Annotated in this window: 24 protein-coding genes; 16 read left to right on the top strand and 8 right to left on the bottom strand. The window is 72.0% G+C overall.

Going from position 1 to position 24,520, the window contains the following annotated elements; all coding sequences use genetic code 11:
- Nucleotides 1–68 precede the first annotated feature (68 nt).
- From CP981_RS17170 to CP981_RS17150, 5 genes are all read left to right on the top strand, one after another.
- Nucleotides 69–875, top strand: coding sequence for a L,D-transpeptidase (locus CP981_RS17170; protein ID WP_085925708.1), 807 nt, complete (start codon nt 69–71; stop codon nt 873–875).
- A 59-nt stretch (nt 876–934) separates the two neighbouring features.
- Nucleotides 935–2,122 carry an alanine racemase gene (gene alr, locus CP981_RS17165; protein ID WP_085925709.1) on the top strand — a complete coding sequence of 396 codons (1,188 nt, stop codon included), beginning with the start codon at nt 935–937 and terminating at the stop codon, nt 2,120–2,122.
- Entirely contained in the window at nt 2,119–3,453 is a 1,335-nt protein-coding gene (locus tag CP981_RS17160; RefSeq protein ID WP_085925710.1) for an alpha/beta fold hydrolase, read from the top strand. Before alr ends, CP981_RS17160 begins: the two co-directional genes overlap by 4 nt.
- 160 nt (nt 3,454–3,613) lie before the next feature.
- On the top strand, nt 3,614–4,138 hold the full coding sequence (tsaE, locus tag CP981_RS17155) for a tRNA (adenosine(37)-N6)-threonylcarbamoyltransferase complex ATPase subunit type 1 TsaE (protein ID WP_085925711.1): 525 nt from the start codon (nt 3,614–3,616) through the stop codon (nt 4,136–4,138).
- A gap of 199 nt (nt 4,139–4,337) precedes the next feature.
- Nucleotides 4,338–4,577, top strand: a complete 240-nt coding sequence (locus CP981_RS17150; RefSeq protein ID WP_085925712.1) for a hypothetical protein — start codon at nt 4,338–4,340, stop codon at nt 4,575–4,577.
- A gap of 40 nt (nt 4,578–4,617) precedes the next feature.
- Here the strand turns inward: CP981_RS17150 and CP981_RS17145 are convergent, their stop codons facing one another.
- Entirely contained in the window at nt 4,618–5,187 is a 570-nt protein-coding gene (locus tag CP981_RS17145; RefSeq protein ID WP_085925713.1) for a hypothetical protein, read from the bottom strand.
- Between the two features lie 139 nt (nt 5,188–5,326).
- Here CP981_RS17145 and tsaB point away from each other — a divergent pair, with 139 nt between their 5' ends.
- The 4 genes from tsaB to CP981_RS17125 all read left to right on the top strand — a co-directional run bounded on the left by tsaB (nt 5,327) and on the right by CP981_RS17125 (nt 8,198).
- Entirely contained in the window at nt 5,327–5,986 is a 660-nt protein-coding gene (gene tsaB, locus CP981_RS17140; RefSeq protein ID WP_085925714.1) for a tRNA (adenosine(37)-N6)-threonylcarbamoyltransferase complex dimerization subunit type 1 TsaB, read from the top strand.
- 107 nt (nt 5,987–6,093) lie between these two features.
- Nucleotides 6,094–6,567, top strand: coding sequence for a ribosomal protein S18-alanine N-acetyltransferase (gene rimI, locus CP981_RS17135; protein WP_085925735.1), 474 nt, complete (start codon nt 6,094–6,096; stop codon nt 6,565–6,567).
- Between the two features lie 5 nt (nt 6,568–6,572).
- Entirely contained in the window at nt 6,573–7,712 is a 1,140-nt protein-coding gene (tsaD, locus tag CP981_RS17130; RefSeq protein ID WP_085925715.1) for a tRNA (adenosine(37)-N6)-threonylcarbamoyltransferase complex transferase subunit TsaD, read from the top strand.
- Between the two features lie 120 nt (nt 7,713–7,832).
- Complete coding sequence (locus tag CP981_RS17125) at nt 7,833–8,198, top strand: hypothetical protein (RefSeq protein WP_085925716.1); 366 nt, start codon at nt 7,833–7,835, stop codon at nt 8,196–8,198.
- Here CP981_RS17125 and CP981_RS17120 read toward each other — a convergent pair.
- Together CP981_RS17120 and CP981_RS17115 are read right to left on the bottom strand one after the other, a co-directional pair.
- A complete protein-coding gene (locus CP981_RS17120) occupies nt 8,182–9,405 on the bottom strand; it encodes a THUMP-like domain-containing protein (RefSeq protein ID WP_085925717.1) in 1,224 nt (407 codons plus the stop codon). The two genes, CP981_RS17125 and CP981_RS17120, sit on opposite strands and share 17 nt — an antisense overlap.
- Before the next feature lie 461 nt (nt 9,406–9,866).
- Nucleotides 9,867–11,219 (bottom strand): FtsW/RodA/SpoVE family cell cycle protein, encoded by a 1,353-nt coding sequence (locus CP981_RS17115; protein ID WP_085925736.1) that lies wholly within the window; start codon nt 11,217–11,219, stop codon nt 9,867–9,869.
- A gap of 503 nt (nt 11,220–11,722) precedes the next feature.
- Here CP981_RS17115 and groES point away from each other — a divergent pair.
- Nucleotides 11,723–12,031, top strand: coding sequence for a co-chaperone GroES (gene groES / locus CP981_RS17110; RefSeq protein ID WP_018090856.1), 309 nt, complete (start codon nt 11,723–11,725; stop codon nt 12,029–12,031).
- A 135-nt stretch (nt 12,032–12,166) separates the two neighbouring features.
- Nucleotides 12,167–13,789, top strand: coding sequence for a chaperonin GroEL (gene groL / locus CP981_RS17105; protein ID WP_085925718.1), 1,623 nt, complete (start codon nt 12,167–12,169; stop codon nt 13,787–13,789).
- Between the two features lie 162 nt (nt 13,790–13,951).
- On the opposite strand, the gene CP981_RS17100 is transcribed toward groL, so the two are convergent.
- The 3 genes from CP981_RS17100 to CP981_RS17090 form a co-directional block, all read right to left on the bottom strand.
- Entirely contained in the window at nt 13,952–15,010 is a 1,059-nt protein-coding gene (locus tag CP981_RS17100) for a hydroxyacid dehydrogenase (protein ID WP_244329684.1), read from the bottom strand.
- A 215-nt stretch (nt 15,011–15,225) separates the two neighbouring features.
- Entirely contained in the window at nt 15,226–15,999 is a 774-nt protein-coding gene (locus CP981_RS17095; RefSeq protein ID WP_085925720.1) for an SDR family NAD(P)-dependent oxidoreductase, read from the bottom strand.
- Nucleotides 16,000–16,132: 133 nt separating this feature from the next.
- The gene (locus CP981_RS17090; RefSeq protein ID WP_085925721.1) at nt 16,133–16,798 is read right to left on the bottom strand and encodes an MOSC domain-containing protein; all 666 of its coding nucleotides are present in this window, start codon (nt 16,796–16,798) and stop codon (nt 16,133–16,135) included.
- A 168-nt stretch (nt 16,799–16,966) separates the two neighbouring features.
- On the opposite strand from CP981_RS17090, the gene CP981_RS17085 reads away from it, so the two are divergent.
- A complete protein-coding gene (locus CP981_RS17085; RefSeq protein WP_085925722.1) occupies nt 16,967–17,878 on the top strand; it encodes a LysR family transcriptional regulator in 912 nt (303 codons plus the stop codon).
- 69 nt (nt 17,879–17,947) lie between these two features.
- Here the strand turns inward: CP981_RS17085 and CP981_RS17080 are convergent, their stop codons facing one another.
- Nucleotides 17,948–18,280, bottom strand: a complete 333-nt coding sequence (locus tag CP981_RS17080) for a WhiB family transcriptional regulator (RefSeq protein ID WP_042155964.1) — start codon at nt 18,278–18,280, stop codon at nt 17,948–17,950.
- A 380-nt stretch (nt 18,281–18,660) separates the two neighbouring features.
- Between CP981_RS17080 and CP981_RS17075 the strand changes: the two genes are divergently transcribed.
- The 4 genes from CP981_RS17075 to CP981_RS17060 all read left to right on the top strand — a co-directional run bounded on the left by CP981_RS17075 (nt 18,661) and on the right by CP981_RS17060 (nt 23,025).
- Nucleotides 18,661–19,272 carry a response regulator transcription factor gene (locus CP981_RS17075; protein WP_003948568.1) on the top strand — a complete coding sequence of 204 codons (612 nt, stop codon included), beginning with the start codon at nt 18,661–18,663 and terminating at the stop codon, nt 19,270–19,272.
- A gap of 283 nt (nt 19,273–19,555) precedes the next feature.
- On the top strand, nt 19,556–20,131 hold the full coding sequence (locus CP981_RS17070; RefSeq protein WP_018090849.1) for a sigma-70 family RNA polymerase sigma factor: 576 nt from the start codon (nt 19,556–19,558) through the stop codon (nt 20,129–20,131).
- A gap of 139 nt (nt 20,132–20,270) precedes the next feature.
- A complete protein-coding gene (gene guaB / locus CP981_RS17065) occupies nt 20,271–21,773 on the top strand; it encodes an IMP dehydrogenase (RefSeq protein ID WP_085925723.1) in 1,503 nt (500 codons plus the stop codon).
- Nucleotides 21,774–21,897: 124 nt separating this feature from the next.
- Entirely contained in the window at nt 21,898–23,025 is a 1,128-nt protein-coding gene (locus tag CP981_RS17060; protein ID WP_085925724.1) for a GuaB3 family IMP dehydrogenase-related protein, read from the top strand.
- Nucleotides 23,026–23,084: 59 nt separating this feature from the next.
- On the opposite strand, the gene CP981_RS17055 is transcribed toward CP981_RS17060, so the two are convergent.
- On the bottom strand, nt 23,085–24,332 hold the full coding sequence (locus tag CP981_RS17055; protein WP_085925725.1) for a nucleotide sugar dehydrogenase: 1,248 nt from the start codon (nt 24,330–24,332) through the stop codon (nt 23,085–23,087).
- Between the last annotated feature and the right edge of the window lie 188 nt (nt 24,333–24,520).

Raw genomic sequence — 24,520 nt, 5'->3', positions numbered from 1 at the left:
GCGGGCACCAGGGCGAACCTGGCGCCCGGCGGGCGGTATGGCCGCGCGCCCACGGCATGCGTGAGGGCATGAAACGCACCCTTTCGGCGCTGCTGGTCGGCGCCTCGCTCCTCGTTGCCGGGCCGCCCGCGGTGGCCGTGGCGCCGTCGCCCACCGTGGCGTCCCCGTCCGCCGCGTACCGCCTGCCCGCCCTGGTTCCCGGGCTGCCGCGCGCGGTGCGGGAGACCACCCGGCCCCGGCACATCGAGTACGTGCCGCGGTCCGAGGCGGCGCCCGCCGGCCGGGCGGCCCGGTGCAGCGCCTCCACCGGGCCCTACCAGCGGCAGGCGGAGCGCTATCTGGGGCGGCAGGTGGACGGGCGGCAGAGCACGGGGGACTGCCGGGCGATCCGGCGGTTCCAGCAGGCCCACCGCATCGCGCCGGCGACCGGCTTCGCCGGCCCGGTCACGGGGGCGATCGTGCGGGTGATGCGGGCCAGGAAGGACCCCAACCGGGCCGGGAACTGCCCCGCCCTCGCCCAGCGGACCGCGTGTGTCGACCTGAACCGGCAGCTGATGTGGGTGCAGCAGGGCGGCCAGGTGATCCTCGAACCGGTGGCGATCCGGTCCGGTGCGCCGACGATGGAGACCCGCACCGGCTCGTACCGGATCTATCTGCGCCACCGGCACCACATCTCGAACCTCTACGGCACGCGGATGCCCTACGCCCAGTTCTTCGACCGCGGGGAGGCGCTGCACGGCGTATACGAGGACATCTTCTCGGGGGCCGGCTCGCACGGCTGCGTCAACCTCACCATGACGGACGCGCGGCGGGCGTGGGAAGTGCTGAGGAAGGGCGACACCGTGTACGTCTGGGGGCGGAAGCCCGGCGTGTGAGCACGCTTTCCGCGCCCGTCCCCCGGGGCCCCGCGGCGTCGCCTGCGACACTGAGGGGGATGAACGAGACAGCGAAGCGCGCCCGCGCCACCATCGACCTCGCCGCCGTGCGGTCGAATGTGCGTGCCCTGCGGGACCGCGCACCCCGGGCAGAGCTGATGGCCGTGGTCAAGTCCGACGGCTATGGACACGGAGCGGTGCGCTGTGCGCGCGCCGCCCGTGAGGCCGGTGCGGGCTGGCTGGGTACGGCGCTGCCCGAGGAGGCCTTCGCGCTGCGGGCGGCCGGTGACACCGGGCGGCTGCTGTGCTGGCTGTGGACGCCGGGCGGCCCCTGGCGCCGGGCCATCGAGCAGGACATCGAGGTCGCGGTGAGCGGGCTGTGGGCGCTGCGCGAGGTGACCGCGGCGGCCCGGGAGTGCGGCCGTGCCGCCCGCGTCCAGCTCAAGATCGACACCGGGCTCGGCCGCAACGGCTGCGCCCCCGCCGACTGGCCGGAGCTGACCGCCGCCGCCCGGGCCGCCGAGGCCGAGGGCGTGCTGACGGTCAGCGGTGTCTGGTCGCACTTCGCCTGCGCCGACGAGCCCGGCCACCCCTCGATCGCCGCCCAGCTGGCCGTCTTCCAGGAGGGGTTGCGGACCGCCGAGCGGGCCGGGCTGCACCCCGAGGTGCGGCATATCGCCAACACCCCGGCGCTGCTGACCCTCCCCGAGGCGCACTTCGACCTGGTCCGTACCGGTATCGGTATCTACGGCGTCTCGCCCAGCCCCGAGGTCGGGACCTCGCAGGACTTCGGGCTGCGGCCCGCGATGACGCTGGAGGCCTCGCTCGCCTCGGTCAAGCGCGTCCCGGGCGGCCACGGCGTGTCGTACGGGCACCACTACACGACGCCCGGGGAGACCTCCCTGGCGCTGGTCCCGCTCGGCTATGCGGACGGCATCCCGCGGCACGCCTCCGGCACCGGCCCGGTGCTGGTCGCCGGCAAGTGGCGGACGGTCGCCGGGCGGATCGCGATGGACCAGTTCGTGGTCGATCTGGGCGGCGACAGCGCCGAGCCGGGGGATCCGGCGGTGCTGTTCGGCCCGGGGGACCGCGGTGAGCCGACCGCGGAGGACTGGGCCAGGGTGGCCGGAACCATCGGCTACGAGATCGTCACCCGGATCGGAAGCCGGGTCCCGCGCGTCTATGTGGACAGCGGCATACGGAGCGAAGCCGAAGGAGACAGCGCGCTCACGGGGGGTACGGCATGACCGAGGGACAGGAGGCCGCCGCGCAGGCGGTCGAGACGGCCGTCGAGGCGGCCGGCAACTGGGCACGGGCGGGCCGGCACGCCGGCGTGGCCGGTGCCGCGATCGGGGTGGTCGCGGCGGGCGCCGCGGCCGGTGTGGCGATAGAGCGGATGACGGTCGGCCGCGGGATGCGCCGCCGGGCCCGGCTCGCACTGGACGCCGCCGGCCCGTACGGCACGCTGCGCGGCACCCCGGGCGCGGCGATCGCCGAGGACGGCACCGAGCTGTATTACGAGGTCGACGAGCCGGGCGTGGAGACGGGCCGGCCGGAGAAGGACGACCACCCGGGCAAGGTCAGGAACGGCAAGGGCAGCAAGGCCGACCGGTCCGCCAAGCCGGTGCGCGGCAAGGAGGCGCGGGCCGCGCAGGAGGCCCAGGGCGGTCTGCGCAAGCGGCTGTCGGCGGCGCTGGGCCGGCGTGGCACGGCCCCCACGGTCGTCTTCAGCCACGGCTACTGCCTCAGCCAGGACTCCTGGCACTTCCAGCGCTCCGCGCTGCGCGGCGCGGTACGCACCGTCCACTGGGACCAGCGCAGCCACGGCCGCTCCTCGCGCGGCCACAGCCAGATCGACGGCACGGAACCGGTCACCATCGACCTGCTGGGCCGGGACCTGAAGGCGGTGCTGGACGCCGCGGTGCCCGAGGGGCCGATCGTGCTGGTCGGGCACTCCATGGGCGGGATGACGGTGATGGCGCTGGCCGATCAGTTCCCCGAGTACGTCGCGGAGCGGGTGGTCGGGGTGGCCCTGATCGGCACGTCCGCGGGCCGGCTCAGCGAGGTCGGCTTCGGGCTGCCGTCCATGGGCGTCAAGGCCTTCCACTGGCTCGCGCCGGGCGTGCTGAGGGCGCTGGGCTGGCAGCGCGAGATCGTCGAGCGCGGGCGGCGGGCCACCGCCGACCTCTTCGCGGGGCTGATCAAGCGCTACTCGTTCGGGACGCCGGAGAAGGTGGACCCGGGTATCGCGCGGTTCGGCGAGCGGCTGATCGAGGCGACCCCGATCGATGTGGTCGCCGAGTTCTTCCCGGCGTTCGCGGTGCATGACAAGACCGAGGCGCTGGTCGCGTACGACGCGGTGCCCGCGCTGGTGCTCGCCGGGGAGAGCGATCTGATCACCCCGGCCGACCACAGCCAGGCGATCGCCGAGGTGCTGCCCGACGCGGAGCTGGTCTGTGTCCCCGGCGCCGGCCATCTGGTGATGCTGGAGCGGCCCGAGCTGGTCAATGAGCATCTGGTGTCCCTGGTGGAACGGGCCGGCGCGGCGGCCCGCAGCTCCCGGCACGCCCGCGCCTGAGCGCCTGGCCTGCCGGGGGCTCCGGCCACCCGGCAGGCCGTGGCCGCGGGCCTCCGGCCACAGCGGCGTGGTCGGGGAGGTGCGGGGCAAGGCCGCCACCGCGCAGCGGTGTCGATGAGGGGTGGTGGTCGGGAGAGGGGCAGGCCGTACCATTTGCGGCATGAGCACCACCGGCGCGATGGCGCACATCACCGTCAAGTCCCCCGAACAGATGCAGGAGTTGGGCCGCCGCCTGGCCCCACTGCTGCGCCCCGGCGACCTGGTACTGCTCACCGGTGAGCTGGGGGCCGGCAAGACGACGCTGACCCGCGGCCTGGGCGAGGGCCTGGGCGTGCGCGGCGCCGTCACCTCTCCCACCTTTGTCATCGCCCGGGTCCACCCCTCGCTGGCCGGCGGCCCCCCGCTGGTGCATGTCGACGCCTACCGGCTCGGCGGCGGGCTGGACGAGATGGAGGACCTGGACCTCGATGTCTCGCTGCCGGAGTCGGTGGTGGTCGTGGAGTGGGGCGAGGGCAAGGTCGAGGAGCTGTCCGACGACCGGCTGCATGTGGTCATCGGCCGTGCCGTGGGGGACGACGGCCCGGCGGCCCTGGAGGCCGACGCGGACGATGTGCGTGAGGTGACGGTCACCGGCTTCGGCGCGCGCTGGGCGGACGCCGGGCTGCTGGCGCTGGAGACCTGCTGACGGCGGGGCGGGACGGCCGCCGCCGCGCCTCGGCCCGGCCCTGGATCCGGCCGGGCGCCCGGTAGTTTCCGACAAGCCGTCGGTAAGATGTTGCGCACCTGGTACCGGGCGTGGTGACATGGGTGGAGACCCCAGTTAGGTCAGCCTAAGTAGCCAGCCTAGCTTCTGTCGCTTGCCCCAGGAGCCCCGGGAGGCGTCCATGTCGGCCCACCAGCCCTTCCCCCCGTCTGACGGCCGCGAGGGCGGCCCCGTCGCGGCGGCCGGGCGCGCCACCCGCGAGACGCCGACGATGAACGAGCTGCTGGCGGCGTGCGCCGCGGCCAGCGCGGTCTCCACACCCCCCGACGCCGCCGAGGAGGCCCGTCAGGACAAGCCCGCGGAGCCGGCGGCGGAGGAGTCCGAGGAGCCGGCGTCCACCGGAGGCCGCGACGCGGCGTAGCCCATAGGGGCGAAGAGCGGACCGACCGGGCGCCGCGCGGTCAGGAGACGACGACGACCTTGGTGCCGGTGGGCGCGAAGTCCCACATGGCCTTGCCGTCCGCACGCGACTCACGGATTCCGCCGGTCTTCTTCCCCGTACCCGGGTCGGGCCGCGAGCCGTCCACAGCGGCGCTGAAGCCGACCGTGACCCCGCTGACACTGGCGAACCGCACCACGTGCTCGATCGCGATCCCGTCCGAGCCGGTGACGCTGACCGACCGCGAGGCGACCGCGTAGGACCCCGGCGGCGGGCTGACGGCGCTCGGCGCGACCGTGAACGTCCGCAGCGCCTTGTCCTGCGCGGTGACCAGCCAGACCCGCTTGGCGCCGAGCGAGTACACGATCCGCTGGCCCTTGCCGGACGCCGCCGGGACCGGGGCCGGAGCCGGGGTCTTGTGCTTCTTGCCCTGCTGGGCCGGGTGCTTCTCGGGGGTGCTGTGCCGGCCGTCGCCGCGGGCCCGGGTGAGGGTGTCCGGGGCGGACGCCGCGGCCTGGTAGCCGAGGACTCCGACCACGACCAGGGCCGCCGTGGTCAGTGCGGTGACGATCGTGCTGCTCTTACCGGGCACCGCTGTGCCACCTTTCCTCCCTCTCCCTGCCGCCGGCCGGGAGTCCCGGGCCTGGAGGCCGGGCTGCTTGCTGCTGGGCTACGGGGGCGACGGTAGCACCGGGAACGGGAACCACCCGTCGAGCCGTAGTCTTAAGGACGTGCTGCTGCTAGCTCTTGACACCGCCACCCCCGCCGTCACCGTCGCGCTCCATGACGGCACCCGCGTTCTCGCCGAGTCCCGCCAGGTGGACGCGCGCCGGCACGGCGAACTGCTGCTGCCCGCCGTCGACCGGGTGCTGGCCGAGGCCGGGCAGAAGCTCGACGCGGTCAGCGACATCGTGGTCGGCGTGGGCCCGGGCCCGTACACGGGGCTGCGCGTCGGCCTGGTGACCGCCGCCACCTTCGGGGCCGTGCTCGGCGTGCCCGTGCACGGTCTGTGCACGCTGGACGGCCTCGCCCACGCCTCCGGACTGACCGAGCCCTTCGTCGTGGCCACCGACGCCCGCCGCAAAGAGGTCTACTGGGCGCGCTACGCCGATGCCCGCACAAGGCTGACCGACCCGGCCGTCGACCGTCCCGCTGACCTCGCCGACCAGATGGCCGGCGTCCCGGCCGTGGGCGCGGGTGCGGTGCTCTACGACACGGTCTTCACCGGCGTACGGCGCGAGGCGCCCGAGCACCAGTCCGCCGGCGCGCTGGCCGGCCTGGCCGCGCTGAAGCTCGCCGCGGGGGAGGAGCTGCTGCCGCCGCAGCCGCTGTATCTGCGGCGTCCGGACGCCCAGGTCCCCGCCAACTACAAGGTGGTCACTCCCCGGTGAGTTCCCGCCCGTCGTCCGAACCCCGCACCCCGGCGCCTCCCGCAGACGCTGTGCCGGGAGACCCCCGGCGCGGCGACGACGCCCGGCCCGCGGCCGTGCTGCGCGAGATGCGCTGGTGGGACCTGGCGCCGGTGCTGGAGCTGGAGCGCGAGCTGTTCCCCGAGGACGCCTGGTCGCCGGGCATGTTCTGGTCCGAGCTGGCGCACGCCCGCGGCCCGTCCGCCACCCGCCGGTATCTCGTCGCCGAGCAGGACTGCCGGCTGGTCGGCTACGGCGGGCTGGCCGCCGTCGACGGCACCGGCGACATCCAGACCATCGCCACCGCCCGCGACCAGTGGGGCAGCGGCCTCGGCGCCCGGCTGCTGACCGAACTCCTGCACGCGGCAACGGACTTCGAATGCCACGAGGTGCTGCTGGAGGTACGGGTCGACAACCTCCGCGCCCAGCGCCTCTACGAGCGCTTCGGCTTCGAGCCGATCGGTTTCCGCCGCGGCTACTACCAGCCCGGCAACCACGACGCCCTGGTGATGCGCCGCACCACCCAGACCTCCTCCGAAGCACCCTCCGTACAAGGAACTTGAGAACCATGGCTGACTCACGCGGCGGACCGCTCGTCCTCGGCATCGAGACCTCCTGCGACGAGACCGGTGTCGGCATCGTCCGCGGCCACACCCTGCTGGCCGACGCGGTCGCCTCCAGCGTCGACGAGCACGCCCGCTTCGGCGGCGTGGTGCCGGAGGTGGCCTCCCGCGCCCACCTGGAGGCGATGGTCCCCACCATCCAGCGCGCCCTGAAGGACGCCGGGGTCGCGGCCTCCGACCTGGACGGGATCGCGGTCACCGCGGGACCGGGCCTGGCCGGTGCGCTGCTGGTCGGCGTCTCGGCCGCCAAGGCGTACGCCTACGCCCTCGGCAAGCCGCTCTACGGCGTCAACCACCTCGCCTCGCACATCTGCGTCGACCAGCTGGAACACGGCCCGCTGCCCGAGCCGACCATGGCCCTGCTGGTCTCCGGCGGTCACTCCTCCCTCCTCCTCGCCCCCGACATCACCTCCGATGTGCGTCCGCTCGGCTCGACCATCGACGACGCCGCCGGCGAGGCGTTCGACAAGATCGCACGGGTGCTGCACCTCGGCTTCCCGGGCGGTCCGGTCATCGACCGCTACGCCCGCGAGGGCAACCCCGACGCGATCCGCTTCCCGCGCGGGCTGACCGGCCCCCGCGACCCGGTCTACGACTTCTCCTTCTCCGGCCTGAAGACGGCGGTGGCCCGCTGGATCGAGGCCAAGCGGGCGGCCGGCGAGGAGGTGCCGGTGGCGGATGTCTCGGCGTCGTTCCAGGAGGCCGTGGTGGACGTGCTGACCCGTAAGGCCGTCCGGGCCTGCAAGGACAACGGTGTGGACCACCTGATGATCGGCGGCGGGGTCGCGGCCAACTCCCGGCTGCGGGCGATGGCCCAGCGCCGCTGCGAGGACGCCGGCATCACCCTGCGGGTGCCGCGGCCCAAGCTGTGCACCGACAACGGTGCGATGGTCGCGGCCCTGGGCGCGGAGATGGTGGCCCGCAACCGGCCGGCCTCCGCCTGGGACCTCTCCGCGGACTCGTCCCTCCCGGTCACCGAGCCGCATGTGCCCGGCGAGGTCCCCGAGGACGCCGCCCACGCGCACTCCCACTCCCACGACCATGACCACGTCCACGAGATGAGCAAGCACAACCTCTACTCCTGAGGCCCGGCGAGGACTCGCTTTGTCCTTCTGCGAGTCCTTACGCCGCCCCCGGCCCGCTGTCCGGCCCGAGGTCTTACCCTGACTGGGGCACCGAGCGTGCGAGTGGGGAGGCGGCAGGCTGTGGACTGGTTCTGGTGGGTCTTCATCTTCTTCATGGCGGGCGGCTTCGCGAAGGTCGCCGACACCGCCCGCACCGCGCTGCGCACCCGGCACGAACGCAAGATGGAGCGCCTGGAGACCGCCCGCCAACAGCGGCAGGAGCTGGCCGCCGCCCAGAAGCCACCGGAGCCGGTGTGCGGGTGTACCCACCACCTCGCCAAGCATGACAAAAAGGGCAAGTGTCATGAGCGGGTGGAGATGGCGGTCGCCTGGGACGCCGACCACAAGCCGGTGCAGTACGAGGCCGGCCAGTGCACCTGCCAGCAGTACATCGGCCCGCAGCCGCTCTCCCAGATCTACGCCGAGGACCTCACCGACCTGGCGTGACCGGGTCCGTGGCCGGGTGCCCCAACAGCATGGTGGGGGCGCCGGCGACCCGGGTGAGGAAGATCGTGCAGGACGTGCGGCCGCCGCCGAGCTTCAGCTTCTTGCGCAGCTCCTCGGGCTCCACCGCGGAGCCCCGCTTCTTGATCACCGCGATCCCGACCCCGCGCTCCCGCAGCAGCGCCTTGAGCTTCTTGACGTGGAACGGCAGCACATCGGTGATCGCATAGGCCGTCGCGTACGGCGTGGCCGTCAGCCGGTCCGCGGTGATGTACGCGATGGTCGGATCGATCAGCCGGCCGTCGAGCTGCTCCGCGACATCCGCGACCAGATGGGCCCGGATCACCGCCCCGTCCGGCTCGTACAGCCAGTCGCCGACCGGGCCCGGCTCGGGGTCCGGCAGCCCCGCGCCCAGCAGTGAGTCGCCGGCCGGCAGCAGCGTGGCCCGGCGGCCGCCGGACGTGATGCGGTCCGCCCCGTCCCCCGCCGCGCCGAACCACACCACGGCTTCCTTGACGTCGCCCCCGTCCGAGATCCATTCCGTCTCGGCGTCCTCGGGCAGCGCCTCGTGCGGCACCCCCGGCGCGATCTTCAGCGCCGCGACCGGTGCCTTACGGGCCGCCTCGACGGCCCAGGACAGCGGCGGCGAGTAGGCCTCGGGGTCAAAAATCCGGCCACCCCGCGCCTTGCTGCGCCGCGCCGGATCGACGAACACCGCGTCGTACCCGGCGGTGTCCACCTCCGTCACATCCGCACAGCGCACTTCGATCCACTCCGCGAGCCCCAGCGCCTCCGCGTTGGCCCGCGCCGCCGCACAGGCCAGCGGGTCACGGTCTACGGCCAGCACCCGGATCCCGGCGCGCGCCAGGGCGATCGCGTCCCCGCCGATACCGCAGCACAGATCGGCCAGCGTACGCACGCCCAGCGCGGCGAGCCGGGTCGCGCGGTGCGCCGCCACCGTGGCGCGGGTGGACTGCTCCACCCCGTTCGGCGTGAAGTACATCCGCCAGGCGTCCGCCCCGAACTTCGCCACCGCCCGCTGTCGCAACCGCGCCTGCCCGAGCGCGGCGGAAACCAGCGCCGCGGGGTGCTCCCGCCGCAACCGGGTGGCTGCCGCCAGCTCATCCGCCGGGTCGTGGTCCCGCAGCTCGGCCAGCAGGGCCTGCCCCTCGGGGGTGAGGAGGTCGGCGAAAGTGTCTCCGTCATTCACGGTGTCATTGTCTCCCCACGTTTTCGGCTTTCTCGCCGTGGGGGTTTCTCGCCGTTGCGCCTGCGGCGGGCCAGGTGGTTTGTGGGTGCGGTGACGGACCTCCGGGGCCGGTGTGTGGGACTGCTTCGCTTTACGTCCCACACACCGGCCCCTCCGGCCCGTCCCCTCCCGTTGGGGGAGTGAGTGCAGGTGGGTGGGGGCTGGCCATTCGTAGCCAGTTCACTGCGATCGGCGAGGCGCACCGGACCACCGACATGCACCCCCACCGACCGTCTTTCCCACCCTCCAACGGGAGGGGACGGGTCTGCGCGGGTGGGGGTTTCCGGACGTAAAGCGAAGCAGTCCGGAAACCCCCACCCGTGCAGGCCCGTCACCGCACCCGACAGCCCCGCGCAGCGGCACCGCTCGCCGCAGGCGCAACGGCGAGGTCCCAGACGGCGGGACGGCCGAAAACGTGGGAATTAAAGCGGCTCACGCCGCCTTTGCGCACGGTCGCTGATGCGCAGCAAAAGCGCCACCATGACCCAGTTGGCGACCAACGAGGAGCCCCCCTTGGCGAGGAAGGGGAGGGCCTTGCCCGTGAGGGGGATGAGGCCGGTGACGCCGCCGGAGACGACGAAGACCTGGAGGAGGAGCGCGCCGGAGAGGCCGACGGCCAGGAGCTTGCCGAAGGGGTCGCGGGCGCTCAGGCCGACGCGGAGGCCGCGCTGGGCCAGCAGTACGTAGAGCATGATCACGGCCATGACCCCGGCCAGGCCCAGCTCCTCGCCGACGGTGGTGAGGATGAAGTCGCTGTTGCCGGCGAAGCCGATCAGTTCGGGGTGGCCCTGGCCGAGGCCGCTGCCGCTGATGCCGCCGCTGCCGAAGCTGAGCAGGGCCTCGGCGAGCTGGTTGGACATGTGCTCGGCCTGGCCCTCCTTGGTGAAGGCCCGCATCGGGTCGAGCCAGGCGGTGACCCGGCCGTGGACATGTGGTTCGAGGGAGCCGACCACGGCCGCGCCGACCGTGGCCATCAGCAGGCCGCACACCACCCAACTGGTGCGGTCGGTGGCCATGTAGAGCATGATCACGAAGACGCCGAAGAAGATCAGCGAGGTGCCCAGGTCGCGTTCGAAGATCAGCACCAGCAGGCTGATCGCCCAGATCGTGAAGATCGGCGCGAGCTGCCGTCCCGGGGGCAGCTGGATGCCCATGACGCGGCGGCCGGCCAGTGCGAGGGCGTCGCGGTTGACGGTGAGATAGCCCGCGAAGAACACCGAGATCATGATCTTCACGAACTCGCCGGGCTGCAACGACAGCGGCCCCAGCAGGATCCAGCGCTTGGCGCCGTACATATCGGCGCCGAAGAAGGCCGGTGCCATCAGCAGGACCAGCGCGATCACCATCGTCAGATAGATGTAGCGCTGGAGGATGCGGTGATCGCGCAGCAGCAGCAGGATGGCGAGGCAGACCATCACCCCGATCACCGTCCACAGCAGCTGGCCGTTGGCCGCCTGGGCGGTTTTCAGCCGGGGCGTCTGTGCGTAGGTGAGGTCGAGGCGGTGCAGCAGCACCAGGCCGATTCCGGTCAGCAGGGTGGCCAGCGGCAGGATCAGCGGATCGGCGCGGGGCGCGTAGCGGCGCAGGACCAGATGCGGGACCAGCGTCATGAACAGCATGCCGGCGGTGAAGACGGCCAGTCCGCCGGGGCGCAGGCCGCCCATCGACAGACCGGTGTAGGTGTAGCCGAAGACCGTGATCAGGACGACGAGGACGAGCAGCCGTGCCTCGGTTCTCCGCCGGTCCGGTGCCTGGGCGAGCGCGGCGAACGTCATGGTGCGCTCGACATCCCGCTCCGGCACCCGGGCCTTCCGGGGAACTCTGGTCGGTGCACGCACGGCTATTCCTCCGCCATCTTGTCGGGGCCGCCGGCCGGCCGGGTGCGGGCCCGGTTCGTCGGCCCGTCAGTCGAGGAAAGAGACGGGGCAGCCGAGGGCGTGGTTGCGAGGAAGGGGAAGGCATGTCCGATTTGGCGGGAAGCTGCCTGCCTCGTAACCCGCCCCGCCCCCGCTGTAGATGGCCATGATCGCCGAAGCCGGGTCGCCGGGAAACCGGGCCCCGGCACGGCCGGTCAACCGGCGAGGCGGGAAGAGCTCCCCGCCGCGCTGGCACTCCGCTTGACCGAGTGCTAACCGCGTCATAGTCTCGGCGTTGGCACTCTCCAGTGGGGAGTGCCAGACACAGCGACGGGCAGGTCCGGCACCCGCGACGACGGATCCACCTGGTCGCCACCTCAGACAGTTAACCCCGTGAGATCTCCGAAGGGGGAGGTCGGATCGTGACGACCACCAGCTCCAAGGTTGCCATCAAGCCGCTTGAGGACCGCATTGTGGTCCAGCCGCTCGACGCCGAGCAGACCACGGCCTCGGGCCTGGTCATTCCGGACACCGCCAAGGAGAAGCCCCAGGAGGGCGTCGTCCTGGCCGTGGGCCCGGGCCGGGTCGAGGACGGCAAGCGCGTCGAGCTCGACGTGAAGGTCGGCGACGTCGTGCTCTACAGCAAGTACGGCGGCACCGAGGTGAAGTACAACAACGAGGACTACCTCGTTCTCTCGGCTCGCGACGTTCTCGCGATCGTCGAGAAGTAAGTCACCCAGTTTTGCCGTGATCTGCGCCCCTGGTTCCCGCGTCTAATCAACCCGGGGCAGGGGCGCAGTTCGTTTGAGCGACAGCGGTCCCCACGTCGTGGCCGAGGATCGCAATGAGAGGACTTGAAGCAACCCATGGCGAAGATCCTGAAGTTCGACGAGGACGCCCGTCGCGCCCTTGAGCGCGGCGTCAACAAGCTTGCCGACACCGTCAAGGTGACCATCGGCCCCAAGGGCCGCAACGTCGTCATCGACAAGAAGTTCGGCGCGCCGACCATCACCAACGACGGCGTCACCATCGCCCGTGAGGTCGAGGTCGACGACCCGTACGAGAACCTCGGCGCCCAGCTCGTCAAGGAGGTGGCGACCAAGACCAACGACATCGCGGGTGACGGCACCACCACCGCCACCGTGCTGGCCCAGGCGCTGGTCCGCGAGGGTCTGCGCAACGTCGCCGCCGGCGCCTCCCCCGCCGCCCTGAAGAAGGGCATCGACGCCGCCGTCAAGGCCGTCTCCGACGAGCTTCTCGCGACCGCCCGTCCGATCGACGACAAGTCCGACATCGCCGCCGTGGCCGGTCTGTCCGCGCAGGACAAGCAGGTCGGCGAGCTCATCGCCGAGGCGATGGACAAGGTCGGCAAGGACGGTGTCATCACCGTCGAGGAGTCCAACACCTTCGGTCTGGAGCTGGACTTCACCGAGGGCATGGCCTTCGACAAGGGCTACCTCTCGCCGTACATGGTCACCGACCAGGAGCGTATGGAGGCCGTCCTCGAGGACCCGTACATCCTGATCCACCAGGGCAAGATCTCCTCGATCCAGGACCTGCTGCCGCTGCTGGAGAAGGTCATCCAGGCCGGTGCCTCCAAGCCGCTGCTGATCATCGCCGAGGACGTCGAGGGCGAGGCCCTGTCGACCCTGGTCGTGAACAAGATCCGTGGCACCTTCAACGCCGTGGCCGTCAAGGCCCCCGGCTTCGGTGACCGCCGCAAGGCGATGCTCGGCGACATGGCCACCCTCACCGGTGCCACCGTCATCGCCGAAGAGGTCGGCCTCAAGCTCGACCAGGCCGGTCTGGACGTGCTCGGCACCGCCCGCCGGGTGACCGTCACCAAGGACGACACCACCATCGTCGACGGTGGCGGCAAGTCCGAGGACGTCACCGGCCGCGTGGCCCAGATCAAGGCCGAGATCGAGTCCACCGACTCGGACTGGGACCGCGAGAAGCTCCAGGAGCGCCTCGCCAAGCTCGCCGGTGGCGTCTGCGTCATCCGCGTGGGTGCGGCCACCGAGGTCGAGCTCAAGGAGAAGAAGCACCGTCTGGAGGACGCCATCTCCGCGACCCGCGCCGCGGTCGAGGAGGGCATCGTCTCCGGTGGTGGCTCCGCGCTGGTCCACGCCGCCAAGGTGCTGGAGGGCTCCCTCGGCAAGGAGGGCGACGAGGCCACCGGTGTCGCCGTCGTCCGCCGCGCCGTCGTCGAGCCGCTGCGCTGGATCGCGGAGAACGCCGGCCTCGAGGGCTACGTCATCACCGCGAAGGTCGCCGAGCAGGACAAGGGCAACGGCTTCAACGCCGCCACCGGCGAGTACGGCGACCTGGTCAAGGCCGGCGTCATCGACCCGGTCAAGGTCACCCGCTCCGCCCTGGAGAACGCCGCGTCGATCGCCTCGCTGCTGCTGACGACCGAGACCCTGGTCGTCGAGAAGCCCGCCGAGGAGGAGCCGGAGGCCGGTCACGGTCACGGCCACGCGCACTGACGCGAGCTGGCGCGCACTGACGTGAGCCGTCGCACCGGCTGACGCGCCGCGTCGGACTGCTTCACCCGAGACCCGGTTCCCGCCTTGGCGGGGGCCGGGTCTTCGGGTTTTCGGCGGGCGGGCGGGGCCATGGCCGCCGGACTCCCCGCCGACGGGCCCGGTTCACGCCGAGTGGTGCAGCTCCTCCCGCCGTACGGGGGCGAGGAACGGGCGGCCTTGGCCGTAGCGTTCGAGTTCGTCGAGGGCGTGGTCGGCCAGGCGGTGGAGCTCGGTGCCCAGCGAACCCGCCACATGCGGGGTCAGCAGCACGTTCGGCAGGTCGTACAACGGCGAGCCGGGGCGCGGGAGGTCGGGCTCGGTGACGTCGAGGACCGCGTGCAGCCGGCCGGTGACCAGCTCGGGCAGCAGGGCCGCCTCGTCGACCAGTGCGCCGCGGGCGGTGTTGACCAGGGTCGCGCCGTCCGGCATCAGGGCCAGCTGCCGGGCGCCGAGCAGATGGCGGGTGGCGGGCAGCTGCGGGGCGTGCACGGTGACGATGTCGCTGTCGGCGCAGAGCGCGTCGAGCGGAACCGGGGCCGCGCCCAGCCGGGTGGCCTCGGCGGCCTCCACATACGGGTCGTACAGCAGAACGCGCAGGTCGAACGGGCGCAGCAGCTCGATGACGCGGCGGCCGATGCGGGAGGCGCCGATGACGCCGACGGTGCGGCGGTAGTTGCCCGCCCCGGCGAGTTCGCCCGGCCAGTCGTGGGGCGCGCGCAGACCGCGGTAGCGGTGGGCGGCGTGCAGCACGCGCTTGTTGGCGAAGAGGATCGCGGCGAGGGTGTATTCGGCGACCGGGAGGGCGTTGGCGGCGGCGGCCGAACTGACGGCGATACCGCGGTCCCAGCAGGCGTCGGTGAGGTGGTGCTTGACCGATCCGGCGGCGTGCACGACGGCCCGCAGCCGGGGGGCCGCGGCCAGCACCCGGTCGGTGAGCGGTGGCGCGCCCCAGCAGGTGAGCAGCACCTCGGCGCCGGCGAGGGCGGCGGCGACCTCGGGGGTGGGGTCGGCCAGATCGTGGGCGACCAGGTGCGGGTCCGTACGGGCCAGCGCCGCGAGGCGGGTGTGGTGGCGGGCGGCGAGGAGCCGGCCGGCCACGCCCGGCCCCATCGACAGCAGCAGACCGGGCCGGACCGGTGGCGTTTCCGCAGGTCCTGGGGGACTGTCAGAGGTGGGGTGCATAGTGCTGAACGGACCTCCTTCGCGGTCGTCCGCCGTCGCGCTTCGCTCGTCCCGCGCGCGCCGCCGGCCGGTCCACGTCGTTGTGCGTCCTGTGCCGTTCCGCGGGGGACGGACCCGTGGGTGCACCGTCCCGGCACCCCACCGCCCCGCCCCGCGCGCCACGGCCATGGCACCACCCCGGCGCCGCCCTCGGCAACGGGCCGGGTGACCCGGCGTCAGCGGGGCCCGTATTTACGGCCGGTACGGGACGTCAGGCCCCCCAGCACGCCACGGGGCGCCAGCTTCACCGCGCCCATGAGCGCCTTGTAGCGCGGATCCGGAATGGACAGCGACTTCCCCCGCGTCAGGTCCTTCATCGCGGCGTCGACCAGCTTGTCCGCGTCCAGCCACATCCACCCGGGGATGTTGTCCGTCCCCATCCCGGCGCGCTCGTGGAACTCGGTCCGTACGAATCCCGGGCACAGCGCCATCAACCGCACGCCGCTGCCCGCCAGATCGCGCGCCGCGCCCTGGGTGAACTGCACGACCCAGGCCTTGCTCGCGCCGTAGGTGCCCCGCGGTACGAACGCCGCCACCGACGCCACATTGACCACCGCGCCGCGCCGCCGGTCCCGCATCCCGCGCACCCCGGCGGTGGTCAGCCGCAGCACCGCCTCACAGTGCACCTTGAGCATCGTCAGCTCGTCGGCCATCGAGACTTCGAGGTACTCGCCCTTGTTGCCGAAACCGGCGTTGTTCACCAGCAGGTCCACCGGGTGCTTGGGGTCCGAGAGCCGGGCCTCGACGGCCGCGATGCCCTCCTCGGTGGCCAGATCGGCGCTCAGCACCTCCGCCTCGATGCCGTGCCGGTCGTGCAACTCGGTGGCCTGCTCGTGCAGTCGCTTCTCGTCGCGGGCCACCAGCACCACGCTGTGGCCGTCGCTCGCGAGCCGCCGGGCGAACGCCGCCCCGATGCCCGCCGTCGCTCCCGTGATCAATGCAGTCGTCATACGGGCACGCTATCCGCCCCGGGCACGACGCCTGAGCCCCAACCCCCGGTGGCGCGGCCGCCCCACGGCCCACCGGAAGCAGATCCTTTGCCGCCCGCTCCGGGCTCCACCGTCCCGGGCCCGGCGGGGCCGCTCAAACCGCCGCCCGCTCCGCATACTTCCGCGCCTTCTGCCGCGCCTCCTCCGGCAGCGCCGCATCTGCCTCCAGCAGCCGCGGCAGCAGCTCCCGCCGGGTCGTCAGGGCCTGGAACATCAGCCCGATCGTCACCTCGTGAGCCGGCCGGTGCACCACCTCGACGGCGTCCCCGGCCCGGATCTCGCCCGGCTCGATCACCCGCAGATACGCGCCGGGCACCGCGGCCTGGGTGAACCGCCTGATCCAGCCGCGTTCGCCGAGCCACGCGTGGAACGTCCGGCACGGAATCCGCGGTGAGGTCACCTCCAGCAGCAGCCGCGGACCCACCCGCCAGCACTCGCCGATACGGGCGCCGGTGACCTCGACGCCCCACGTGGTGAGGTTCTCGCCGAAGACCCCATTGGCCAGCTCGCGGCCCAGCTCCCGCTGCCAGGCGTCCAGATCCTCCCGGGCGTAGGCGTAAACGGCCTGGTCGTCGCCGCCGTGATGGCGCAGGTCGACCACCGCGTCCCCGGCCAGCCCGCTGCCCCCGACGCCCTTGGGGCCGGGCGCGGCCACCGCCACCGGCCCGTCCACGGGCCGCTTGTCGATCCCCGTACCGCCCTCCGCGGTGGTGTGCCGGCACGGGGTCGGCCGCCCCATATTCACGCTCAGCAGCTTCATACGGTGCTCCGTTGTTCGGTCGTGCGACGTGCTCCGGGGCCGGTTCCGCCGGCGTCACCCCAGCTCATGCGCGCCTTCGATCCACGTTAGGCATGTCCGAAGCCGTGTGCCCCAAAAGCAAGGACGCAATTTTTCCCGACCGGTCCAAGCGGCGCTTATGCTCGAAACATGATCGAGGCCCGTCACCTCCGTGTGCTGCGCGCCGTGGCCAGGAGCGGCTCGTTCTCCGCCGCCGCGCGCGAACTGGGCTGCACCCAGCCGGCCGTCAGCCAGCAGATGAAGGCGCTGGAACAGTCCGCCGGCACCCCGCTGCTGGTCCGCGCGGGCCGTGAGATGCGGCTGACCCAGGCGGGTGAGGCGCTCGTCCGGCACGCGGTCGGCATCCTGGCCGGGCTCACCGCCGCCGAGGAGGAGATCGCCGCCATCGCGGGCCTGCGCGCAGGACGGGTGCGGCTGGTGTCGTTCCCCTCCGGCAGCTCGACGCTGGTGCCGACGGCCCTGGCGACGATGCGCGCCGCGCATCCGGGCACCCGGGTCTCGCTGGTCGAGGCCGAGCCGCCGCGCTCGATCGAGATGCTGCGCAACGGTGACTGCGAGATCGCGCTGGCCTTCCGCTACCCCGAGGTGCGCGGTGCGGACCCGGCGGCCGGGGCGGAGTGGGACGACCTGGTGGTGCGCCCGATCCTGGCGGACCGGCTGGTCGGGCTGGTGCCGGCCGGCCACCGGCTGGCGAAGGCGGGCGTCGCGCGCTTCGCCGAGCTGGCCGACGAACCGTGGATCGCGGGCTGTCCCCGCTGCCGCAGGCATCTCGTGGAGGTCTGTGAGAGCGCGGGCTTCACCCCGCGGATCGACTTCGCGACGGACGACTATCCGGCGGTCATCGGCCTGGTCGGGGCCGGTCTGGGAGTCGCCGCGCTGCCGGAGCTCACCCTCGCGTCGGTGCGTCCCAAGGGGGCGACGGCGGTACGTCTGGAGCCTGCCGTCCACCGCGAGATCGTCGCGCTCACCCTGCCGGATCTGGCGCAGGTCCCCGCCGTCGAGGCGACGCTCGACAAGCTGGTGGACGCCGCGGGGCGCTGACGGTCCGGGGTCTCGGCTTCGGCCGCCATTGCAGGAACGTTTCTTCAGGAGCGGTCCGCTCCCGGGGTGTCAGGCGCCCGAGGCGCCCGGGTGGCCGGTCATGGAAGAGGCGGGGACCAGCCGGTGCCGGGCCCGGCCCATGAGTTCCTCGCGCTCGTCCTCCGTCAGCCCGCCCCACACCCCGTACGGCTCACGAACGGCCAGTGCATGCGCCGCGCACTCGGCCCGTACCGGGCAGCGCATACAGACCTCCTTCGCCGATGTCTCACGCGCGCTGCGGGCCGCTCCGCGCTCACCTTCGGGATGGAAGAACAGCGAGCTGTCCACGCCACGGCAGGCAGCCAGCAGCTGCCAGTCCCAGAGGTCTGCGTTCGGGCCCGGGAGGCGGGAGAAATCTGCCATTGCTTGTCCCCTCGAAGCGATGCTGATTCGGGCTCGGTGCTCACGACGGTACATCTACTGTCGAAGTAGATGTAAATATGACTCATTGCGAATCTAGTCATAGTCACCACTAAAATGGAAGAAAGAGAGCCAAATAGGGCATAGGGTGCACGCGCGGATGCCGGTCGCCCATTGAGTCGTCTGCGTATCCGGCTCCTCACGGAGCGTGCTGAACTCGGTCGCCGAAGCCGTAACTCTTTCGAGTGACCGTCGTTGAGAGTGCGGAGGCGGTTGGCAGAGGTAGACCCCGGGCAAATGTCCGAGGGCCGCCAATCGCACAGGTGACGATATGTACCAGCCTGGAGGCTCAAGGTGACGCGCATCAGCTGCGGAGGGCGGTCATGACATCCGTCCTCGTCTGCGACGACTCCCCGCTTGCCCGAGAGGCGCTCCGTCGGGCGGTTGCGACCGTGCCCGGCGTCGAGCGTGTGACGACCGCGGCCAACGGCGAGGAAGTCCTCCGCCGCTGGGGCGCCGATCGTTCGGATCTGATTTTGATGGACGTACGGATGCCCGGTCTCGGCGGTGTCGAGACCGTGCGCCGGCTGCTGTCCGCGGACCCGGGCGCCCGGATCATCATGCTCACGGTGGCCGAGGACCTGGACGGGGTCGCGCTCGCGGTCGCCGCCGGCGCCCGCGGCTATCTGCACAAGGACGCCTCGCGCGCCGAGCTGCGGGCGACGGTGACCCAGGCGCTCGCGGATCCGACGTGGCGGCTCGCCCCACGCCGGCTGCGGTCCGCCGAGATGGGTGCCGCGCCGACGCTCACCGCGCGGGAGATCCAGGTGCTGGAGGGCATGAGTCACGGCCGCTCGAACGCCGAGATCGGCCGTGAGCTGTTCCTCTCGGAGGACACGGTCAAGACCCACGCCCGGCGCCTTTTCAAGAAACTCGGCGCCTCGGACCGGGCGCATGCGGTGGCCCTGGGCTTCCGCTGGGGACTGGTCCGCTAAGGCGTTGTGACGTGCAGCGATGCGGGGGAGTGAAGATCCCCGCCCGCCGTGTGGCGGGCGGGGCGGCAGAGCGCCCCGCGCCCGTCGGCGTACGACGGCGGTCCGATTCGCCGCGCGGTGCCGCATCCTTGGGAGTATGGAGTTCCTCGGGGACGGGCCGGTCGGGCACGAGGGGAGGGCGCAGGACATGACATCAGCCGGCGCACCTGCCGCGCATAACGCTTCAGTGCACAAGTGCGGACCTGATGCCGCGGATCGCGCGGCGCCAAGGCACCATGGTCCGATGCGTGATGACGGGAAGCAGGAAATCGGCGATCTCGTCGCACGCGCCGTGGAGGGTGACCAGCGGGCCACCCACGATCTTCTGGCCCATGTGCACCCCCTCGCCCTGCGCTACTGCCGTACCCGACTGTCGCGGCTGCCGGGTGATGCCCGGCACTTCGTCGAGGATCTGGCGCAGGAAGTGTGTGTCGCGGTGCTCTGTGCGCTGCCGCGCTACCGCGACACCGGCAAGCCCTTCGAGGCTTTTGTCTTTGCCATCGCCGGCCACAAGGTCGCCGATCTCCAGCGGGCCGCCATGCGGCATCCGGGCAGCACTGCCGTGCCGTCCGACGAGATGCCCGAGCAGCCGGACGACTCCCTCGGTCCCGAGGAGCGGGCGCTGCTGAGCAGCGACGCCGAGTGGGCCAAGAAGCTGCTGGCGAATCTTCCGGAGAACCAGCGTGAGCTGGTGCTGCTGCGGGTCGCCGTCGGGCTGACCGCCGAGGAGACCGGGCAGATGCTGGGGATGTCGCCCGGTGCGGTGCGGGTGGCCCAGCACCGTGCGCTGAGCAGGCTGCGGGCACTGGCCGAGCAGTAGCGGTTACCGGTCGGAAGCGGCCGGATGTCGCCGTAGAAAAGCACAAGTGACGAGGCCCTCATCGCTCGTGGAATGGGCCACCCCATTAGGCCGTTAGCATGGGAGTCCGCGCTGAGGCAAGAGCATTGGGGAAGGTGTCATGAGTGACAACGTCGACGGTATGCCCGCCAAATTCGCCATGCTCGGGCTGACATACGACGACGTGCTGCTGCTGCCCGGTGCGTCGGAGGTGCTGCCGAACGCGGTGAGCACCGCGTCCCGGGTCTCGCGCAACGTCACGGTGAACATCCCGCTGCTGTCCGCGGCGATGGACAAGGTCACCGAGGCGCGGATGGCCATCGCCATGGCGCGGCAGGGCGGCGCGGGTGTGCTGCACCGCAATCTGTCCATCGAGGACCAGGCCAACCAGGTCGACCTGGTCAAGCGCTCCGAGTCCGGCATGGTCACCGACCCGATCACGGTCCGCCCGGACGCCTCGCTCGCCGATGCCGACGCGCTGTGCGCCAAGTTCCGCATCAGCGGGGTGCCGGTGACGGACGCCGCGGGCAAGCTGCTGGGCATCGTGACCAACCGCGACATGGCCTTCGAGATGGACCGCAGCCGTCAGGTCCGCGAGGTCATGACGCCGATGCCGCTGGTCACCGGCAAGGTCGGCATCTCCGGCGAGGACGCCATCGAGCTGCTGCGCCGCCACAAGATCGAGAAGCTGCCGCTGGTCGACGACGCGGGCGTGCTCAAGGGCCTGATCACCGTCAAGGACTTCGTCAAGGCGGAGAAGTACCCGAACGCCGCCAAGGACGCCGAGGGCCGGCTGGTCGTCGGTGCCGCGGTGGGCGTCGGCGGCGAGGCGTACGAGCGGGCGCAGGCGCTGGTCGAGGCCGGTGCCGACTTCCTCGTCATCGACAGCGCGCACGGCCACAGCCGCGGCATCCTCGACATGATCGCCAAGGTCAAGTCCAACATCAGCGTCGATGTCGTCGGCGGCAATGTCGCCACCCGCGACGGCGCCCAGGCGCTGATCGACGCGGGTGCCGACGGCATCAAGGTCGGTGTCGGCCCCGGCTCCATCTGCACCACCCGTGTGGTCGCCGGTGTCGGCGTGCCGCAGGTCACCGCGATCTACGAGGCCGCGCAGGCCGCGAACGCCGCGGGGGTGCCGCTGATCGGTGACGGCGGTCTCCAGTTCTCCGGTGACATCGCCAAGGCCATCGCGGCCGGTGCGGACACCGTGATGCTGGGCTCGCTGCTGGCCGGCTGCGAGGAGTCGCCCGGCGAGATGGTCTTCATCAACGGCAAGCAGTTCAAGTCGTACCGCGGCATGGGTTCGCTGGGCGCGATGCAGTCCCGCGGCCAGGCCCGCTCCTTCTCCAAGGACCGCTACTTCCAGGACAACGTGCTCTCCGAGGACAAGCTGGTCCCCGAGGGCATCGAGGGCCAGGTGCCCTACCGCGGCCCGCTCGGCTCGGTCGCCCACCAGCTCATCGGCGGTCTGCGCGCCTCCATGGGCTACGTCGGCTCCGCCGACATCTCCGAGCTCAAGGAGAAGGGCCGCTTCGTCCGGATCACCGCGGCGGGGCTGAAGGAGAGCCACCCGCACGACGTCCAGATGGTGACCGAGGCGCCCAACTACTCTCGTCGCTGAGCGTCCCCGGTCGGCAGCGACCGGATGACAGCATGAGCACCGATGCCCGCGGCCGCTCCCCGGCCGTGGGCTTCGGTGTGTCGGGGATACTGGAACGGCAGACGTAGAGGGAAAGGCCACACACGTGACTGAGATCGAGATCGGGCGCGGCAAGCGCGGCCGCCGGGCATATGCATTCGACGACATCGCCGTCGTACCCAGTCGCCGCACCCGCGACCCGAAGGAGGTCTCGATCGCCTGGCAGATCGACGCCTACCGTTTCGAGCTGCCGTTCCTGGCCGCTCCCATGGACTCGGTGGTCTCGCCGCAGACCGCGATCCGCATCGGTGAGCTGGGCGGCCTGGGCGTCCTCAACCTGGAGGGTCTCTGGACCCGGTACGAGGACCCGGAGCCGCTGCTCGCCGAGATCGCGGAGCTGGACGGCCCCACGGCCACCAAGCGGCTCCAGGAGATCTACGCCGCGCCGATCAAGGAAGAGCTGATCGGGCAGCGCATCAAGGAGGTGCGGGACGCCGGTGTGGTGACCGCCGCCGCGCTGTCGCCGCAGCGTACGGCGCAGTTCTCCAAGGCCGTCGTCGACGCGGGCGTGGACATCTTCGTGATCCGCGGCACCACCGTCTCCGCCGAGCATGTCTCCTCGGCGGCCGAGCCGCTGAACCTCAAGCAGTTCATCTACGAGCTGGACGTCCCGGTCATCGTCGGCGGCTGTGCCACGTACACCGCGGCGCTGCACCTGATGCGGACCGGCGCGGCCGGTGTGCTGGTCGGCTTCGGCGGCGGCGCCGCGCACACCACGCGGAACGTCCTCGGCATCCAGGTCCCGATGGCGACCGCGGTCGCCGATGTCGCGGCCGCGCGCCGTGACTACATGGACGAGTCCGGCGGCCGCTACGTCCACGTCATCGCCGACGGTGGCGTGGGCTGGTCCGGCGACCTCCCCAAGGCGATCGCCTGCGGCGCCGACGCCGTGATGATGGGCTCCCCGCTGGCCCGCGCCACCGATGCGCCGGGACGTGGCCACCACTGGGGCATGGAAGCGGTGCACGAGGACGTGCCGCGCGGCAAGCGGATGGACCTCGGGGCGGTCGGTACGACGGAGGAGGTGCTGCTGGGTCCGTCCACGGTCCCCGACGGCTCCATGAACTTCTTCGGTGCGCTGCGCCGCGCGATGGCGACGACCGGGTACTCGGAGCTGAAGGAATTCCAGCGCGTCGAGGTGACGGTGGCGCCGTCCCAGCACGACAACCGCTGACGCACGACACCCGCCGAAGGGCCCGGACCATGCACACGGTCCGGGCCCTTCGGCATGCGTCACAACCGGTGGGCCGCGCCGGTGGGTGTCGCCCCGCGGGTGTCCAGCAGCAGCTGCGCCTTCACGGACAGGCCCTGGAGGTCGTAGGTGCGGTGGGCCTGGAGCAGGACCGTCAGATCCGCGGCGGCGGCGGCCTCGTACAGCGAGTCGGCCCTGGGCACCGGCCGGTCCAGCACGTTCCACTGGGGGACGTACGGGTCGTGGTACGTGAGGTGCGCGCCCAGTTCCATCAGGCGGGAGGCGATCTCGCGGGACGGTGAGCCCGCCTGGTCGCCGATGTCCGGCTTGTAGGTGACGCCGAGCAGCAGGATGCGCGCGCCGCGGGCGGATTTGCCGTGCTCGTTGAGGAGGGCGGCGCAGCGCTGGATGACATAGCGCGGCATCCGGCCGTTGACCTCCTGGGCCAGTTCCACCATGCGGAGCGGGTGGCCCGGGGCACGGCCCTTGTACGCGAGGTAGTGGGGGTCGATGGGCGCGGCGTGACCGCCCACCCCGGGGCCGGGGCGGAAGGCCTGGAAGCCGAACGGTTTGGTCTCGGCGCAGCGGATGACGTCCCACAGGTCGACGCCGATCTCATGGCAGAAGACCGCCATCTCGTTCATCAGGGCGATGTTGATGTGGCGGTAGTTGGTCTCCAGGAGCTTGGCGGTCTCGGCCTCGCGGGGGCCGCGGGCGCGGACGACCTTGTCGGTGAGGCGGCCGTAGAAGGCGGCGGCCGCTTCCGTGCAGGCGGGGGTGAGGCCGCCGATGACCTTCGGGGTGTTGGCGTAGCGGTGGGTGCGGTTGCCGGGGTCGTGGCGGCCCGGGGAGCAGGCGAGGTGGAAGTCCCGTCCGGCGGTGAGGCCGGAGCCCTCCTCCAGGAGGGGGCGCAGGAATTCCTCGGTGGTGCCCGGGTAGGCGGTGGATTCGAGGATCACCGTGGTGTGCGGGCGCAGTTGTGCCGCCAGGGTGCGGGCGGCGTCGGCCAGGGCGGTGAGGTCCAGGGCGCGGTCCTCGCCGAGCGGCGTGGGCGTGCAGAGGACGGCGGTGCGGACCCGGCCGAGGGCGGTGGGGTCGGTGGTGGTGCGGAAGCCGGCGGAGAGCAGCCGGCGGAGTTCGGTGGCGGTCAGCGGCCCGTCGGCGCCGGAGAGTGCGGCGGTGGGCGGGTCGGGGTCGTAGCCGATGGTGCCGATGCCGGCGGCGGTGGCGGCCTGGGCGAGTGGGAGGCCGAGGTGACCGAGTCCGATGACGGCGAGGTCTGCGGGCATGCTGCGGCCGTCCTTCCCGAGCGACTGCGAATGGCGTGTGCGGCATGACGTGTGCGGGGGTCGCATAAATACACTAAGCGGATATTTGACCCAGAATAGGGATTGGTGGATCAAGGCGGCGGGGTGTTGCCGTCCGGAGCGAAGGGTGGATACCGGCACGCGGCGCGGACAGAATCGACGGACGGGGG

This window comes from Streptomyces platensis (assembly GCF_008704855.1).
In the GTDB taxonomy this organism is placed as follows: Bacteria; Actinomycetota; Actinomycetes; order Streptomycetales; family Streptomycetaceae; genus Streptomyces; species Streptomyces platensis.
The sequence above is the reverse complement of the archived record's forward strand: the minus strand, read 5'-3'. Positions and strand labels throughout refer to the sequence as shown.